Below are 17061 nucleotides of genomic sequence, written 5' to 3'. Positions count from 1 at the left end.
TCTCGCTGGCAAAGTACGGTTAATTTGCCAACGCTATCAAGCCGCGTGTTAAAATACCTTTCCAAAAACCAAATGACTCATCAATTGTTTGTATAGCATTAACAGGTGAATTTCAAGCAATCAGATAATATGAACACCAAGACCAAAGAAATACTGGAGGATGTCAAAGATCGGCTTAAAGAAGCCAGCGAGCATCAAAACATTGCCAATTCCGAGCGGTTACTGTCCGTGGGGGCAGGTGCTTTCGTACTCTATACCGGCATCACCGGCCTATTCAGAACTCCCCTTTCTTCATTGGCCGAAGTGGCGGTGGGGAGCTATCTCATCCTGCGCGGTGCGACAGGTTATTGCGCAGTAAAGGATTCGGTATGCCCTGATAGCAATGTAACCATTGTGGAGCGGATTGTGGAATAGGGCATTTTGGCCGGTCGGTGTTTTTGCCGATATTAGGCGGCTGTATATGCATCCCAACAGTACTGCATCATCCCGAGAAACAAGCTCACGCCATGCGAAACGGGTGTTTTCCGGCTCTTTATGGGGTATCTTGGCCAAGATCCTCGATGCGCTGGCGAAGTTTGTCACCATCCCCCTGCTGGTGGGTTTCTATGGCAAGGCGGATTATGGCTTGATCGCCCTGGCGTTCTCACTCAATGCATACTTGCGTTTGATGGACCTCGGATTCAATGTGGGGGCCGTGCGCTACTTTTCCATGTGGACCGCTGCCGGCGAATGGGAGAAGATCGGCAAGGTGTCCCGCTCCAGCATCGTATTCTATGGTGCTATCGGTATTGCCAATGCGGTGTTATTCCTCATCATGTCGGCTTATGGCGAGCAGCTATTCAACCTCACCGATACGCAGGTGCCGCTGTATCGGCAGATCATGTATATCCTGTCGTTTTCTACCGTGGTCAACTGGCTTTCCAGTGTAGCGGTACAGTTACTGAGCGCCAAGGACGAATTGGGCTATGTCAACCGGATAACGGTAATCAGCAGCGTCCTGAATTTTGCAGTTGCCCTGTTAGCCATCCAACTGGAGTGGACCCTCATTACGTATTTTATCTGGTATACGCTATCCACCCTGGCGCCCATCCCGTTTTATGTGGCGCGATTGGGGGTGTTTCCCATGTCACGGAGCACCTTACTGGCCCCACGGTGGCATGGGAGCGCGTTCAGGGAGATTTTGACATACAGTCTGGCGATATTCGTGATGGGCCTGTTTCAGCTGACGGCCAACAACCTGCGTCCGCTGCTATTGGGCAAATTTGCCGACGGTACAGCCGTGCTCACCGACTACCGGATCATTCAAACCATCGCCATGCTCATCGTCGCTTTCGGCGGGGTATTTATGCAGGTGTTGCTGCCCTCGGCGGCAAAAGCCTATGCGGAGGGCAATCAGGAACGGATCGAGCGCATGGTCTTCGAAGCCACTAAATACATATCCATTTTCTTGGGATTCATGGTGTTTGTGCTGATACTGAATGCCGACGATATTTTATTGCTGTACATGGGAAAAGCATATGCCCACTTATCGCTGTGGCTGTCGCTGTGGCTACTCACGGTGTTGCTGTCGATGCACAATACCCCCGTGGCCAGCTTAGTGCTTTCTACGGGCAAGACACGATTTTTGGTGTATTCATCAGCGATCGCCTGCATCGTGTCGTTGCCCATCACCGTCATCTTTGCCGATACGTTACAGGTAGGGGCGGCCGTGGTAGGCTACCTGGTCTATATGGTGCTGCAAATCGGTTTTTTCTATGTGTACTACATTCCCCGGGTATTGAAATTAAACGGCTTCCGGTTATTTACCCGGGCATTCCTCCCCGCCACTGCAGGGGGCGCACTGGCGCTGCTTGTCGGTCGCTATATCGTGCGCTTGCTGCCGATATCCGGCGGATATGGCACGGTAATCGCCAGTACGGTTATATTTACGGTGGTATACGGCTTGTATTTGTTTGCATTTGTGATCAAGGCCGCCGACATCCGTTACCTGAAACAAACACTTATGGGGAAAGGAAAGGGCAATGCCTAAGTTTTCGGTCTGTATCCCGGCCTATAAAAGCCGGTTTTTGCAGGAATGCATTCAGAGTATCCTTGCACAGTCCATTGCCGATTTTGAGCTGATTATCCTCAATGACTGCTCGCCGGAACCGGTGGCGCAACTCGTGGCGGCATTTACGGATAGCCGTATCCGCTATCACGAGAATGAACGTAATGTAGGCGCGGTGCGGCTTACCGACAACTGGAATAAATGCCTGGCATTGGCCGAAGGGGAATACCTCGTGATGATGGGCGATGATGACCGCATGGCACCGGATTACCTGGAAGAATTTTCGGCGTTGATCGCCACCTACCCCGGTTTGGCGGTCTATCATTGCCGGAGCCTCGTCATTGATGACCGCGGCCAGCCACGCCAGCTGACACCGGCTCACCCTTCCTTTGAGCGGGTGTGTGACAGCATCTGGCACCGCCTCAACCAATGGCGGTCGCAATACATCTCGGATTTTGTATACCGCACGGACGCGTTGCGGGAACAAGGCGGTTTTTACCCCTTGCCCTTGGCGTGGGGGTCGGATGACATCACGGCCTACCTTGCCAGCGCGGAGCAAGGCGTCGCCCACACCTATAAGCCGGTGTTTCACTACCGGAGCAATAGCTTGTCCATCACCTCGTCGGGCAACGACTTGGAAAAGATGCGGGCCAACCTGTCGTATGCCGACTGGCTGAGATCTTTTCTGGAGCATCATGTGCCGCATGAAACGGAGCGCGTGGTATATAACACCCTGTGCGAACAGCAAGAGGTGCTGATGCGACGGCGCAAACGCTATACGATGATCTTGTCGATGCAGCGCCGCATGGTCAGCAAGGGTTGGCTTTGGTTCAAACATCGAAGGGAATTTGGCTTGCGTATCAGCGATATCATCATCGCGGCGCTAAAGTCACGTGGACAGCAAAATGGAGACGCGAGTTAACCAGCTATGAACATTATTTTCAATCCACCGGTCAATGAAGAAAATCAATATATCCAGCTATTGGTGGGGGAGTTGCGCAGCAGGGGTTATCGGATCCATCCATTGGATACCCTTTTTTCGAGCACTAAACATTTTAAGTCCATCAAACTCGTCCACCTCAATTGGTTTGAGGTGATCGATGATAGCAGTTTTTTGGTTGCATTGCGGAGTTTTATACGGAAGCTGGCGGTGCTGACCGTCATCCGGCTGAGTGGAAAGCCGCTGGTGTGGACCATGCACAACCGCGTTTCGCACGATGGTCGGTTGACGTTTTTTAGCCGTGTCATCACCCGGTTATTAGTGCGCTGGTCGCAGCGGATCGTCATCCATGCACGGCAATCGGCGGACCTCCTTGTCGCTTACGGTGCCGGTATCCCCCGGAAAGCGGTTTACATACCCCACCCGGATTTTATAGGTGTATACGGAGCGGTGCATCGGCCGTTGTCCCGCCCGGTGGCGGGCCTACACCTGCTGTTCACCGGGATGGTAAAACCCTATAAGAACCTCGAGTTGCTCATCGATGTGGTGGGAGAATTCGGTGCGGGCGTGCAACTGACCATAGCCGGCAAGGCCGTCGATGAACAGTACCAGCGGCAGATCGCATCGCAGGCGGCGGATGTAGGCAATGTGCGGCTGTTGCCGTATTTCGTTCCGGATGGGGAAATGGCAGCCCTGCTCGCCAGCGCTGACGCATTGGTGTTGCCTTATGATTTGTCCAGCAGTCTCAATTCGGGAACCGCTATTCTGGCATTTTCGTACAAACGGACGGTCATCTGTCCGGATATCGGTACTATTAAAGACCTGGGTATTCACCGCGATCAGGTATTTCATTATCGGTATAGCACCAGGGAAGAACACCGCACAGCGCTCAAGGCGCAAATCGCGCAGGCGGTGGACAGGAAGCGGCAGGACCCTGCGGCGCTGGAACGCATGGGCGCGCAATTATACGACCATATGGCTGCGGCACATGACCGGCGCGGCGCGGGGGCCGCGTTGGATGAGGTATATCATGAATTATTGCGGAGGGCGGTATGAAGATCCTATACATCAATGCACTCTATACGCCTTATGTGGCCGGGGGAGCTGAGATATCGCTCAAGCTCATCGTGGAGGGTATGCAGGCAAAGGGGCATGAGGTGGCGGTGCTGAGCCTGGTGCCCTCGGGCGGATTGCATAGCGATTGGGTAGATGGCGTGAAGGTGTACCGCGTGGGATTGCACAATCATTATTGGCCGTTTTCAACCGATCGCCCCGGCAGTGTCAGCCGACTGGCCTGGCATGTCCGCGATCGGTATAACGCATCCATGCGCACCTATATTGCTGAAGTGCTTCGGCTTGAACGACCCATTGTGGTGTCATGCCACAACCTCGTGGGCTGGTCGATCGCGGCATGGGACGAGGTAAGGCGTGCAGGCATCCCGCTCGTACAGGTCTTGCACGACATGTATCTCCTGAGTCCGGATAGTACGATGTTCAAGAACGGCAAACCCCGTACGCGCCAAGGCCTGATCGGCCAGTTATTACGGTATCGGCACCGGCAAAAGTCGCGGGATCTCAACGCGGTGGTTGGCATCAGTCGGCATATCCTGGAGCGTTTTGCAGCACATGGGTATTTTAGCGGTGTCCCCCAATATGTCATCCACAATGCTCGCCGTATTCCCGCGGTGAAGCCGTTGGAACTGCGCTCAGCAGGCCAGCCGCTCCATGTGGGCTACATCGGCACGCTGTCCGCCGTCAAGGGCGTGGAGTGGCTCATCACCCAGTTTAAAGCATCGGGCATTGATGGCCGCTTAACCATTGCCGGAGGCGGCAAGGAGGAGGATTTGCATCATTTTAAACGCGTGGCTGGTGATGATCGCCGCATCACCTTTGCCGGATATGTAGACCCGGCGGATTTTTATCCGGGTATCGATGTGCTCGTGGTCCCCTCCCGATGGGAAGAACCCCTGGGCATGGTGGCCGTTGAGGGTTTGGCAAACAATTTGCCGGTGATTGCAAGCAACCGAGGGGGGTTGCGGGAATCGGTCGTCGATGGCAAAAATGGCATCCTTTGCGACCCTGATCATCCCAATTCCCTTGGGCAAGCGCTCATTGCACTTTCGACAGATGTGCAGCTGTATAATCAGATGGCCGAAGCGGCAAGACCGTCGGTAAACGAATACCTCAGTGTAGATCGCATGGTGAATGAATATGAACACGTATTGCAAACAATAACGGATCATGCAGACGCTCAAGACCATCGCTAATCACCGGGCTACGCTTTGCGAGGCCGTGTTCTGCTTCGCGCTATTGGCGGTCTTTTTCCCGGTCAAGATCTATCCGCTGGTCTTCTTATTGGCATCGCTGTTTTTTTTCTTGGATACCCCGAAGCTGCTCCGGCATCATTGGGTGGTGTTCCTACTGGTGTTTACCGGTTATGCCTCGCTCATTTTCCTCATCGACCTCCCGGCGGACTACCGGGAAGTAACGAACTTTTTCAAACTGCCGGTCAATTTCACGTTTTTGTATTTTTCGGTGGGGTGGATGGCGCAACGGGACAATACACGCCTGTTGCGGTGGGTAGACCTCACGCTGTTCCTCGCCCTTGTACTTACGCTGCTGCAATTGCTGCTATACCACCAAGCGGCGGGGTTTCGATGGGTGGGCGGTGCGCCCAGTTCGGCCCAGGGGAGCGCTTTATACCGTGCCAGCCATTATTTCTGGGGACTGGATGATAAGAATATGTTCGGTGCGCGCATCGCCCTGCTTGGGTTTGTCTATGTGTTGTTGCCGGTGGTGCGGCAGCAAACCATCGTATGGTGGCGCATCGCCTTGGTCATGCTGCTTGCCTGGCTCTCGTTGTCGCGCACGCCCATGGTGGCGCTGCTTATCGGCGTAAGCTGCCTGCTGTGGTGGGCTTCCACCAAGCCCTGGCGATGGGCGCTCGGTGGAGCAGCGGTATTGGCGATACCCGTGGTGGCGCAGAAGGTGGTACGGATAGACAGCATTACGGCCTCCAACGATGGCATGGGCGTGAGGTTAGCCTATTGGAGGGCATTTTTCGAGCATTTCACGGCGATTTCGCCATTGGGCAACGGGTTCATGAGCGGTCAGCATTTTCTTGCTGAATATGCCCGGTTTTACCATGGCGAGCCGCATATCCACAATACCTTCCTGAGTTGCTACCTTGATTTTGGTATCATCGGGTTGCTATCGTATGTGCTGTTTCTTTTTTACTTTTATCGGTTTTGCCTCAGCACGCAGCGAAATGCCGCTTTCTGGATGTTAGCATTCATCCCTTTATTGGCCATTATGATGATTCTGTATTCGGGATATGACAACGATATTGTGCTTTACCTCGTGTTGATTTTTCTGTTGGGGAGCGGCCAGCTGGTCGACGGCAAACAGGTGAAGGGGAGGATTGCTTGATGGAACAACGCGTATTGATCGACAGCCGTTGGGATGGCGATACCGGTATCGGCAAGCTGTACCGGGAAGTGATGGCGCGTATGCCCGCCGATGTGGTGCCTTCGTTTGTCCACAGCCGGATGGATCTGGGAAGCCTGCTTACCCCGCTGATGCTCGCCCGTGAAATCCGGAAGACTGACGCTGACGTGTTCTACAGTCCGTCCTTTATGCCGCCGCTGTACAGCCGCATCCCGTTCGTGTTTACCATCCACGACCTCATGCACTTATTCTATTACAGCCGGTGGCACCGCGTATATTATGAGCAGGTGATCGCGCGTTTGGCGGAGAGGGCCAAGCAGATCATTACGGTATCGCATTATAGCAAAACCCAACTGGTTGATTTATTGGGGATCGACGAACGCTTGATTACTGTTGTCTATAACGGGGTGGACGAAATATACCACAGCAACCGTGAGCGTTTTCGTTCGGAACGGCCCTATTTTCTGTACGTAGGCAACCGCCGGAAAAACAAGAATATCCCCGCGATGTTGACGGCATTTGCCCGCGCGGCCATCCCCCCGGATTTTATGGTGTTTCTCTCAGGGCACGCAGACGAGGCCCTGTCCACGCTGATCAAACAGCTTGGCATCGAAAATAGGGTCCGGTTTTTGGGACGCATTCCCGAAGCGAAACTGCCGGCGGTATATCGGGGAGCTTACGCAACACTGTTCGTCTCGCTCATGGAAGGTTTTGGCCTGCCGATCATCGAGTCGATGGCCTCCGGCACACCGGTGCTCACCGCTACAACCGGACCGTTACCGGAGGTGGCAGGCGATGCCGCCTTGTGCGTGGATCCATACGATGTAGCGGCGATCGCCAGCGGCATGGAGACCTTGGTAAACGATCGTTCGTACTACCAATCGCTCCAAGCCAAAGGCACCCTGCGGGCCGGACAGTTTACGTGGGATAATGCGGCAACGCAGACATGGAAGGTGATACTTGATCAGCACGAGAAATCATGAAGACAGCTAATTTTCGACACATCGTTTGGATATACATGGCCATCATGGCCATGGCGTGCAGCGCCGAAACGCCCCGTGGGGCGGATAAGCGAACCCAGGAAGCGGGACGCCGGATCGATGTCAAACGGTTTGGCGCCAAAGGCGACGGCAAGGCAGATGACAGCCGGGCGATCCAAGCCGCGCTGGATAGTGCGGCAATGGGTGATACGGTCTATATCCCGAAAGGGACTTATCTGGTGCATACCCTCCGGCTGGTGCCCAATGTGCATCTCGTGGCCGATGGTGTATTGAAACAGCCGAAAGCGTTGGCCGGGCAGTTCGCTATCGAAAAGCAACACTCGGATGCACCGCTTTTCCGCGCCCACCGGGTATCCAATGTATATCTTTCCTTCCGTGCCGAAACGGTTAATGAGGCCATTTATGCCTCGCAAAGCAGCAACATCACCATCGCCGAGAGCGACATACAAGGAGATTCTACCAATAGACGCCCCTTCCCGGCCGTCTTGTGGTACAGCTGTTCCGCTTGCCGGGTCGTGGGCAGCACGATTAGCCAGGTGGGGGGTGCGCGCGAGTCCCCAAAGGTCTACCATCCCGGTACCGCCGTGCGCGTACTGTCCAGCAGCGGCGTGACCATCTCCGGCAATCACCTGCACCACAACGGCGAAAACGGTATTTTCATCCACGACAGCGGGGATGTCGAAATCGATGGCAATTACATTCACCACAATGGCATGAGCGGTATCCAGATCGCATTCAATACGGCGGATCGCGTGACGAACTATCGCATCACCAACAACCAGCTGGAATACAATGCCGCCGATGCGATCGATATCAACAACCGGGCGCACGGTCGGGTAGTGGCGATCAACGCGCTCATCGCCAGCAACTACAGCCGGGCCAATGGCTTTGTCAACGGCGAATCCACCCCGGATGGTTCCGGTATGGGTACACTGATCGGCGTATCCGACGTGACGTTGAGCGGAAACCGGGCATTTGAAAATAATAGACCGGCGCTGTATATCGAAGGATGCGGGGACATTACCGCCAATAGGAATGTCACGGATGGAGCGTTCGAATTGGTAGGGCAATGGGAAAATATACGAATGCAGGGCAACACGTTCCACACGCTGCGCGTATTGTCCAATGCCGAGGGGCGGCTGCTGGATATCAGGCATAGCGAGATCGCGAGCCTGCAATTACCCAATGGCATTCGCATCGACTCCTTGAATATCATCGAAAATCAGATCAACAGCGGACCGGTAAACTTCAATATGGAAGGGAGTCTGAAATTTGAGGGCAATCGCCTGAAGAGCGCACATGATGCAGGCGCCTTACTCCTGGTGAATGTGGGCAGCGCATCGCTATTGGGCAATCACATCGACAATGCCAAGAACGCCGCGATCACGGTCAGGAAGACCGCGCTTAATGTCCGCATCGATAGCAATTTTGTGACCTCCGGCGGCACGTGGATTCATAATTTTGGACCGCCGAACATCAAGATCAATAAAAATAAGGTTCAGGAGCGGGTAGCGAAAAGCAAACAATAATGAAGGTAAACCTGTACATACCGACATTAAACGGAGGGGCACGTTTCAAGGAACTCTTGGCTGCACTGGGGCAGCAGGCCTATCAGGTGCAGCAACGCATCGTGATTGACTCGGGTTCGACCGATGGCACGATTGAAGCGGCGCGGGCCAGCGGTTTTGAGGTGATGGGGTTGGGCGGCCGGGCATTTGACCATGGCGGTACGCGCCAACAGGCGATAGAGGCCAACCCACAGGCAGACATTTATATCTTTCTGACCCAAGATGCGATTCCTGCCGATGCACACACGTTAGGCAACATCGTCGGTGCATTTGACGATCCGACCATCGGCATGGCCTATGGCCGCCAGCTTCCGCATCGCGGCGCCACCCTTCTAGAACGCCATACCCGGCTGTTCAATTATCCCGAGGGTACGCAGGTGAGGAGCGTGGCCGATGCCGATCGATATGGCATCAAAACCATTTCCTGTTCCAATTCGTTCGCCGCCTATCGCCGTATCGCCTTCGAGCAGGTCGGCGGTTTTCCCTTGGGTACCATCATGGGCGAAGATGTCATCGTAGCGGGCCGGATGCTGCTGAATGGATGGAAGATGACCTATGCGGGTGATGCCCGGGTATACCATTCGCATAATTATACCCTCCGGGAGGAGTTAGAACGTTATTTTGATATCGGCGTATTCCATAGCGATAACCCTTGGATATTCGACTCGTTTGGCCGTGCCGACGGCGAAGGGTTTCGGTACGCCAAATCCGAAATCGGTTATGTCGGTCGCCGCAATCCGCTTTTGCTGCCGCGTGTAGGCTGTTCATTCGGCGCTAAATGGCTGGGCTATAAATTGGGACTGTCATACCGGCTATTGCCGCGCAGCCTTCGGAAAACCCTATCCATGTACAAAGGCTACTGGAACTGAGAAGGGGGGTGTGGAATACCCTAAATTGTGGAAATTTTCCCCACTTAAAGTCGTTGCTTTTTTTAGTGAAAAGCCGCTCAGGAGACGGTGAAGGGCATAATTGAGCTGCCCGGTGATTGTGGCACCCAATTGGCATTTCTATCTGTAATTAAAGATAAAATGCCATGATAAGAGAGAATCAAGTTCAGCAGATTGCTTATAAAGTAGACAACAGCCTATACGAGTTGATCACCTATCAGCCGGCCATCTGGATCGATTTCCAAGCCGTAAAAAGTAAGCTGTTGGCGTATCAAGAAACCGTTTTTTTGAAACGTGTGTTTGATATCTTGTTTTCTTCGGTCGTATTGGTAGCCGGTTTGCCGCTCTATGCCGTGTTGATGTTGATCACGAAGCTGACCTCGAAAGGCCCTGCACTCTACCGGCAAGAACGCATCGGCAAGGACCAACGGCCGTTTTATATATACAAGTTCAGGAGCATGCGCATCGACGCCGAAAAGGACGGCCGTCCGCAGTTGGCTTCCGATGATGATCCCCGGATCACCAAATGGGGCAAGTTTATGCGGAAGACGCACCTCGACGAATTGCCCCAATTCTGGAATGTATTGAAAGGCGATATGGCCATCGTGGGCCCACGCCCGGAGCGCCGCCATTTCATCAATGAAATTAAAGAGCAGAAGCCCGAATACATGCAGCTCTTCCGCCTTAAACCGGGCATCACCTCCATCGGCCAGGTCAACTACGGCTATGCCGAAAACGTGAGCCAGATGTGCGAGCGGGTGGATTACGATTTGAATTACTTGTCCACCATGAGCTTGAAAACAGATATGGGCATCATCCTGCAAACGGTGAAAGCAATGGCACAGGGAAAAGGGAAATAGGAAATAAGGGAAATAGAAAAAGCAGAAGCCGTCCAACGTGACGGCTTCTGCTTTTTTAGGGCTGATAGCTCACCGAGGCGGTCACGCCGGGCCAATCGTCCGTGCGGAACGGTACCGCCGGTAATCCGGCACCATTGAAGAGGTTGCTGGTGCCTGCATCATCCGCCCAGGCGTAGCGCACTGCCACCGGCTTCGCTACGTCATCGCTATGCAATACCACAGTGTTGCCTTTAATCGTGGCCTCAGCGGGTCTGAATTGGCGATCCTCGCCAGCCAGTTCAAATCCCAACAATTGTTGTCCGCGGACGGTCAGACCATCGTCGGTATGGTCAAATTTTACGATCGCTTGATTGCCCCGTACCCGGAAGGCACCATAAGTAGGCCCACTGAACGGTACCCGCTTGCCATAGGCATCATGCAAGGCCACGAGTGCCAGCCGTTTGCCCACATCTTGTTTATTGCGCGGGTGGATATCGTCCGTTTCGCCGATATCCGTCGTCACGGCCATGCCTGTATGGGGGAGGGATAGTGTCATCGTTTGCGCTTCGCGGAGCTCAGCCCAAGAGCTTCCGTTTGCGCTGGTACCACCCTGGGCTTTGAAGCTGGCCAGTTGCACGAAATAAAACGGGAAATCGCCGAGCCCCCAGCGCTGCCGCCAGTCATTGATGAGCAAAGGGAATGCCTTGCGGTATTGATAAGCCCTGCCCGCATTGGTTTCGCCTTGATACCAAATGGCTCCCTTTATGGTATACGGGATCAGCGGATTGACCATCGCATTGAACAACAGGGTCGGGTAGTCGTTCGGCCCTACACTTTTCTGGGTACCCTTGGGCAGGGAATCGATGCCCGAACGGGGCACCCCTGCGATCATCGGAGCAAACTCAGGCTCCCCTTCAAATGCCTCCCTGCTCGTCCAGGTCTCTACCATGGTGCCGCCCCATGACGTATTGATGAGGCCAATGGGTACATCCAATGTTTCATGGAGTTCGCGGGCATAGAAGTAACCCACCGCGGTAAATCCGCCCACCGTCTCGGGGTTCGCCGGTTGCCAGGTCACATCGCCTTCAATATCCGGTTGCGGTTCGCCGGCAATGGTATTGGGTATTTTCACATGCCTGATTTTCGGATAGTCCGCAGCGGCGATCTCCTGCTCCCCATTGGTCACGTTTTTGACCTGCCATTCCATGTTTGACTGACCGGAGCAGATCCATACGTCGCCCATCAGCACATCCCCAAGCGTCACCGTGTTTTTCCCCTTGACGACCAGCTCATATGGCCCTCCGGCCTTTTCGGCATCGAGCTGTAGCTGCCATTTGCCATCGCCCGCCGCCGTCACCTGCTTGGTTTGTTTGTTCAGCGACACTGATACCGACTCATTCGGATCCGCCCATCCCCATATGGCAATGGGATGGTCACGCTGCAAGACCATGCCATCGCCAAAAATCTTGGGTAATCGGACATCGGCTGATAGCACGTGGGTCAACAACAGTAAAATGGTTAACAGGGTAGTTTGTTTCATGCTTATTCGTTTAATAAATGGCACACGCGTTTCGCGATAGTCAAAGGTATAATTTTTCCTTAACATCCGAATCGTTAAGTTTGCAGCGATGGAAACAACAGCATTGACAAAGGCTTTTAGCCGCTACCAAATGGTGGTGGTACTCATTTTAACCGTCACACAGTTTACGGTCATCCTCGATTTCATGATCATGTCGCCCTTGGGCGATATCCTCATGAAATCCATGCACTTACGGCCGGCTGAATTTGGCCTGGCAGTATCCGCTTATGCATTCAGTGCTGGCCTTTCGGGTTTCCTCACCGCAGGGTTTTCCGACCGGTTCGACCGGAAGAAGTTACTGCTATTCTTTTATGGGGGCTTCATTGTCGGCACATTCCTGTGCGGAATAGCCCACACGTACCTCTTTTTGGTTGCGGCACGCGTCGTCACTGGCCTGTTCGGCGGGGTTATCGGGTCGATATCGATGGCCATCGTGGCAGACTTATTTGCACTGCAGCAACGGGGACGTGTAATGGGATTCATCCAAATGGCCTTTGGGGCAAGCCAAGTGCTGGGCATTCCCATTGGATTATACATCGCAAATGGTTGGGGGTGGGAGATGCCATTCATGATGGTGGCCGTATTAGCCATCGCCATTATGATCGCCATCATGGGCTTTGTCAAACCCATTAACAGTCACTTAGGCGTCAAAAGCGACCGATCCGCCTTTGCCCATCTGTGGCACACCCTTAGTCAACGCAACTATCGCATAGGCTTCACGGCTACCGCCCTGCTATCCGTAGGAGGATTCATGATGATGCCTTTCGGCAGCGCCTTTGCCATCAATAACCTGCACATCACGGAGCAGCAGCTGCCCATCTTGTTTATGATCTCGGGACTGAGCACGTTGGTGATCATGCCCTTCGTGGGCCGGTTCAGTGACAAGATTGATAAATACAAGCTCTTTGTCATGGCCTCGGTTTGGATGATGGCCATGTGCATCTGGTATACCCACCTTTCCATCACCCCATTATGGATCGCGGCGGTCATCAATGTATTGATGATGGCTGGGGTCACCAGCCGGATGGTGCCTTCATCGGCGCTGACCAGCGCCGTGCCCGAACTCAAAGACCGTGGGGCCTTCATGAGCATCAACGCATCGCTGCAGCAATTAGCAGGAGGCATCGCCGCCGCCCTTGCCGGCAAGATCGTCATTCAGAAAACCAGTTTCAGTCCGCTTGAAAACTATGACGTATTGGGCTATGTGGTGGTGGGATTCTCCCTATTGGGCCTTTTTCTGATGTACCGGGTGGATCGGGTGGTGAAGGCCCGTTTATTCCATTAACAGGTCTTTCAGCTTTCGCCAGGTCTCTGATGTTAATATGGGTTCATCGTTGATCGCCTTATCTTCCGTATGCGCCAGGATATAAGCCGCCCTTTCCTCAGCGGCCGGATGCGTACTGATCCAAGATAAATAGCGTGATGGTGCAGATTCGACGTCCGCGAGCCTGTTTAGGAAATTTGCAAAAGGCCTGGGGCTGATATGAGCCTGAGCCAAATATTCAACCGCCTGGATGTCGGCTTCTTTTTCCAGGGCTCTATCAAATGCCGTGGAAGACAGTAGTTTGGCTGATTCCCTCATGACTTCTGTTCCATTACCTCCGGTCGCCATGGAGATCAGCATGGTCAACCCCACCTCCTTGATTAATTTTTTCATCACATGACGGAGCTCGATGTGAGCGATTTCGTGGCAAATGACCCCACTCAGTTCCCCTTCTTCATCAACGGCAGTAATCAACCCACTATATAATACCAAATGTCCATCTGGCAAGGCGAATGCATTGACCTCGTCTTTCATCAAGATATGGAGTTTGATTTTGTCCTTATCGATGCGATTGGCCACACACACCTTCGCGAGCATACTGTCAACAGCGCTCGTCACGAACGGGTCTTGGTTTTCTGCTGCGTCCTTTTTAAACACCTCCCAAAACAAATCGCCTAGCTTTTCTTCCGTTTTGTTGCTTACCTGCTCCACACGGAGGATAGACAGCCAATCAGCTTGGCTCAACACAAACCAAGCAGCAAAAAACGAAGCGACGATGGAGATACCTCGGAGTACTACCTTGTTCATGGTATTGGTTTGCTGAGCAACGCGGTTAAGTCGCCATAAAACCACCACACGACATGTTTTCCCTTTCCGGTTTGGATAGCCGTATAGATGGTGGCGATAAATTCAATTAAATTGAAAAAGAGCGCTACGAATAAGTATGCGATATACGAATTGCTGACGGCCTCGGAGAAAAACAAGATGGAAACAGTCCACCAGAAACCGTAACTGTTGATAAAAAACAAGGAAAATTGAGAGAGCAGCGCTTGCGTGCAATGCCAACGGACGAACGGCGTACCCCTTTTGTTCCCAAGATAGAAAATCAACGTTGCGACGAGGTTGATGATCGGGAAGGGCAATCCCGCAATTAAGGCCACCAGCGACATCAGGTAACTGGCGGAGGCCTTCTCCGCCTCATGTTCGGCCGGCAAATAGTCGAAATCCGTGGTCTGTATCATAGCCCCTTTGCGATATTCCAGATCCAGTTGGCCACCACCAATGCGACAAGCGGTATGGCTACACCTGGCTTTCTGATGAATGCCTCGATTCGCCGATAGCCATCATATAGCGTTGGTCGCTGGACCACGAGGTCTACGATTAACCAAAGCGGCACGATGACCATCAGCGCCGCCACAACGACCCCAAAAGGATTGATATACAATGCATCCAAAAAATCACCATGCAGCAGGGAGAGCACCGCCCGCGTAGATCCACAGGAAGGGCACGGTACACCTGTGGCATGTTTGATCGGGCAAACGCCAACGGCTCCGTGAACCGATGCACTTGTGCTCACCATATAAAAAAGCCAAAGATATCCGGCTGCACAGGCAATGGATAGCATTACATATAGCCTGATTCGTTTGGCGTGCATTAGATCAACACTTGATGGATTTTCTCGACGTTTTTCTCCTTGGCAACGCCCATGATCAAAAACCAGTCAACAATGGCCCAGATTCCAAGTCCACCGCAGGTCAGCAGTTTGGCTATGCCGATGCCCGTATCGCCAACGAAAAACCGATCAATTCCCAAACTGCCGCCAATCAACGAAATGATCAGGGTTATTGTTGGGTCCTTGAATTGCAAGGTTGAGATCAATCCCCATTTGGAGTCGTCTAATTGTAAAAGACGTTCCCTGATTTGGGGGACATAGTGGCTTTCAAAATACTTGCTGTTGAGCATGATGAATAGGTCGACTTTTTGAGTATCCATGTTATTGGTTTTAGTTGTAGGCGTTTATATTTGTTTGCCAAGTTTACAAAAATATTTCCGTAAAAAATAAAAAAGCCATCCGATCGATGGCCTCTTGTGTTCCCGAAGGGATTTGCTGACAATATCCCCCCATCAACCCGATAATGGGGGGCTGGAATAACGCATCATCCAAGCCTATTTTACAGCACTGGCAAAAATAACTTGCATGATAGTAACTTATAAGTTACCTTTGCATAATGAAAGTCAGGGAAGTCATCGCATTCAGGGGCTACTTCGAGGATTTCCTCAAAGGCCAGCCAGAAAAGGTGCAGGACAAGATTTTCAAGATAATCGAGGCCATTGAAACGCTGGAGCGGGTGCCGTCGAATTACCTGAAGGCGATGGTCGGAACGGATGGGCTTTATGAGGCAAGGATTCAGCTTGGCTCGAACATTTGGCGTGTTTTCTGTTTCTTCGACGGTGACCGATTGGTAATACTGCTGAACGGTTTCCAGAAGAAAACGCAGAAGACCCCGAAGAAAGAAATTGACAAGGCATTGAGGTTGATGGCCGAATATTATGAACAGAAAAAGAGCAAATGATGGAAACAAAAAGCTGGAAAGACATCAAGGATAGCGTATACGGTGCCCAGGGTACCGAAAGAAGGGATGCGCTGGAAAGGGATTTCGAGGGGTTCAAGGTCGGTCTGTTGCTTCGAAAGGCGCGGGAGGATAAACAACTCACCCAAGCGGAGCTTGCGGATTTGGTGAATCGGAAAAGGGAATACATTTCGAGGATCGAGAACAACGGCAGCAACCTTACGCTGAAAACGTTATACGACATAGTGGAAAAAGGGCTTGGGGGTAAAGTAAAGATTTCGATAGAGGTGTGACCCCGGTAGAACCCTTGGAAAAATACAAAACCCCGTCACTTTCATTTCGAGGTTTTTATGTGGTTAAAATTTACAGCCTCACGGGCCATGATCCCAAGTTACGGAATTATCGCCAAATTGACCTCCATTAATCAAACCGACAACGATATAACGAAAAAAGGCCATTTAAGGCCTTTTTAGTGTTCCCGAAGGGATTCGAACCCCTATCTTCAGAACCGGAATCTGAAATTCTATCCATTGAACTACGGGAACGGGGTTGCAAAGATATTCAAATTTTCTAAATCAATACACCTTAGGAATAAGAATTTTTTCTCGATTCAGCGTAGTATCTTTGCATGAAGGTGCCGCTAGGAACTGGCCTCATGGAACAGCAATCTCAGACGGCAAATGGATTTAAAACAACATCACATGGGAAAACTGATTGCAGCAATCAACAGCCGGTGCCTAACCACTTGCATGTTTCTGATGGCTGCCTTTGTTTCCTGTTCACAAACCGGTCGGGTTTCGCTGGAAAAGGCGATGCACGATGTCGAACGCGGTGCATACCCGGGCATCGATGCGATCATCATCGCCCGCCATGGCGAAACCATTTACCAGCATTATGCCAACGGCATGACCCCCGAAAC

19 protein-coding genes and 1 tRNA gene are annotated in these 17061 nt (G+C 52.5%); 14 read left to right on the top strand and 6 right to left on the bottom strand.

What is annotated here, in order from left to right; all coding sequences use genetic code 11:
* Nucleotides 1-129 precede the first annotated feature (129 nt).
* From ACMGDE_RS17555 to ACMGDE_RS17510, 10 genes are all read left to right on the top strand, one after another.
* Complete coding sequence (locus ACMGDE_RS17555; RefSeq protein WP_436834130.1) at nt 130-414, top strand: YgaP family membrane protein; 285 nt, start codon at nt 130-132, stop codon at nt 412-414.
* The gene (locus ACMGDE_RS17550) at nt 404-2029 is read left to right on the top strand and encodes a lipopolysaccharide biosynthesis protein (RefSeq protein WP_436834129.1); all 1626 of its coding nucleotides are present in this window, start codon (nt 404-406) and stop codon (nt 2027-2029) included. The genes ACMGDE_RS17555 and ACMGDE_RS17550 overlap by 11 nt, the downstream gene beginning before the upstream one ends.
* Nucleotides 2022-2969, top strand: a complete 948-nt coding sequence (locus ACMGDE_RS17545; protein WP_436834128.1) for a glycosyltransferase family 2 protein — start codon at nt 2022-2024, stop codon at nt 2967-2969. Before ACMGDE_RS17550 ends, ACMGDE_RS17545 begins: the two co-directional genes overlap by 8 nt.
* Nucleotides 2970-2975: 6 nt before the next feature.
* Entirely contained in the window at nt 2976-4043 is a 1068-nt protein-coding gene (locus ACMGDE_RS17540) for a glycosyltransferase (RefSeq protein WP_436834127.1), read from the top strand.
* Entirely contained in the window at nt 4040-5254 is a 1215-nt protein-coding gene (locus tag ACMGDE_RS17535; protein ID WP_436834126.1) for a glycosyltransferase family 4 protein, read from the top strand. The genes ACMGDE_RS17540 and ACMGDE_RS17535 overlap by 4 nt, the downstream gene beginning before the upstream one ends.
* Nucleotides 5229-6416, top strand: a complete 1188-nt coding sequence (locus tag ACMGDE_RS17530) for an O-antigen ligase family protein (RefSeq protein ID WP_436834125.1) — start codon at nt 5229-5231, stop codon at nt 6414-6416. Before ACMGDE_RS17535 ends, ACMGDE_RS17530 begins: the two co-directional genes overlap by 26 nt.
* A complete protein-coding gene (locus tag ACMGDE_RS17525) occupies nt 6416-7417 on the top strand; it encodes a glycosyltransferase family 4 protein (protein ID WP_436834124.1) in 1002 nt (333 codons plus the stop codon). Before ACMGDE_RS17530 ends, ACMGDE_RS17525 begins: the two co-directional genes overlap by 1 nt.
* Nucleotides 7414-8964, top strand: a complete 1551-nt coding sequence (locus ACMGDE_RS17520) for a right-handed parallel beta-helix repeat-containing protein (protein ID WP_436834123.1) — start codon at nt 7414-7416, stop codon at nt 8962-8964. The genes ACMGDE_RS17525 and ACMGDE_RS17520 overlap by 4 nt, the downstream gene beginning before the upstream one ends.
* Nucleotides 8964-9872, top strand: coding sequence for a glycosyltransferase family 2 protein (locus ACMGDE_RS17515; protein WP_436834122.1), 909 nt, complete (start codon nt 8964-8966; stop codon nt 9870-9872). The genes ACMGDE_RS17520 and ACMGDE_RS17515 overlap by 1 nt, the downstream gene beginning before the upstream one ends.
* Nucleotides 9873-10036: 164 nt before the next feature.
* The gene (locus ACMGDE_RS17510) at nt 10037-10750 is read left to right on the top strand and encodes a sugar transferase (protein ID WP_436834121.1); all 714 of its coding nucleotides are present in this window, start codon (nt 10037-10039) and stop codon (nt 10748-10750) included.
* 55 nt (nt 10751-10805) lie between these two features.
* Here ACMGDE_RS17510 and ACMGDE_RS17505 read toward each other — a convergent pair whose 3' ends face one another.
* Nucleotides 10806-12269 (bottom strand): sialate O-acetylesterase, encoded by a 1464-nt coding sequence (locus ACMGDE_RS17505; RefSeq protein WP_436834120.1) that lies wholly within the window; start codon nt 12267-12269, stop codon nt 10806-10808.
* A gap of 88 nt (nt 12270-12357) precedes the next feature.
* On the opposite strand from ACMGDE_RS17505, the gene ACMGDE_RS17500 reads away from it, so the two are divergent.
* A complete protein-coding gene (locus ACMGDE_RS17500; RefSeq protein WP_436834119.1) occupies nt 12358-13593 on the top strand; it encodes an MFS transporter in 1236 nt (411 codons plus the stop codon).
* Here the strand turns inward: ACMGDE_RS17500 and ACMGDE_RS17495 are convergent.
* From ACMGDE_RS17495 to ACMGDE_RS17480, 4 genes are read right to left on the bottom strand one after another with little or no spacing between them, the layout of a single operon-like run.
* A complete protein-coding gene (locus tag ACMGDE_RS17495) occupies nt 13582-14379 on the bottom strand; it encodes a M48 family metallopeptidase (protein ID WP_436834118.1) in 798 nt (265 codons plus the stop codon). The two genes, ACMGDE_RS17500 and ACMGDE_RS17495, sit on opposite strands and share 12 nt — an antisense overlap.
* Nucleotides 14376-14813 carry a magnetosome magnetite crystal formation protein family gene (locus ACMGDE_RS17490; protein WP_436834117.1) on the bottom strand — a complete coding sequence of 146 codons (438 nt, stop codon included), beginning with the start codon at nt 14811-14813 and terminating at the stop codon, nt 14376-14378. Before ACMGDE_RS17490 ends, ACMGDE_RS17495 begins: the two co-directional genes overlap by 4 nt.
* Entirely contained in the window at nt 14810-15226 is a 417-nt protein-coding gene (locus tag ACMGDE_RS17485; protein WP_436834116.1) for a DUF2752 domain-containing protein, read from the bottom strand. The genes ACMGDE_RS17490 and ACMGDE_RS17485 overlap by 4 nt, the downstream gene beginning before the upstream one ends.
* Nucleotides 15226-15564 (bottom strand): TM2 domain-containing protein, encoded by a 339-nt coding sequence (locus tag ACMGDE_RS17480; protein ID WP_436834115.1) that lies wholly within the window; start codon nt 15562-15564, stop codon nt 15226-15228. Before ACMGDE_RS17480 ends, ACMGDE_RS17485 begins: the two co-directional genes overlap by 1 nt.
* 236 nt (nt 15565-15800) lie before the next feature.
* Between ACMGDE_RS17480 and ACMGDE_RS17475 the strand changes: the two genes are divergently transcribed.
* Complete coding sequence (locus ACMGDE_RS17475; protein WP_436834114.1) at nt 15801-16145, top strand: type II toxin-antitoxin system RelE/ParE family toxin; 345 nt, start codon at nt 15801-15803, stop codon at nt 16143-16145.
* Entirely contained in the window at nt 16145-16435 is a 291-nt protein-coding gene (locus ACMGDE_RS17470) for a helix-turn-helix domain-containing protein (RefSeq protein ID WP_436834113.1), read from the top strand. The genes ACMGDE_RS17475 and ACMGDE_RS17470 overlap by 1 nt, the downstream gene beginning before the upstream one ends.
* A gap of 180 nt (nt 16436-16615) precedes the next feature.
* Here ACMGDE_RS17470 and ACMGDE_RS17465 read toward each other — a convergent pair.
* Nucleotides 16616-16687 (bottom strand) — tRNA-Arg (locus ACMGDE_RS17465).
* A gap of 156 nt (nt 16688-16843) precedes the next feature.
* Here ACMGDE_RS17465 and ACMGDE_RS17460 point away from each other — a divergent pair.
* On the top strand, nt 16844-17061 hold a 218-nt coding region (locus tag ACMGDE_RS17460), incomplete at its 3' end, for a hypothetical protein (RefSeq protein ID WP_436834112.1).

Source organism: Parapedobacter brassicae (assembly GCF_051400755.1).
Taxonomy (GTDB): domain Bacteria; phylum Bacteroidota; class Bacteroidia; order Sphingobacteriales; family Sphingobacteriaceae; genus Parapedobacter.
The sequence above is the reverse complement of the archived record's forward strand: the minus strand, read 5'-3'. Positions and strand labels throughout refer to the sequence as shown.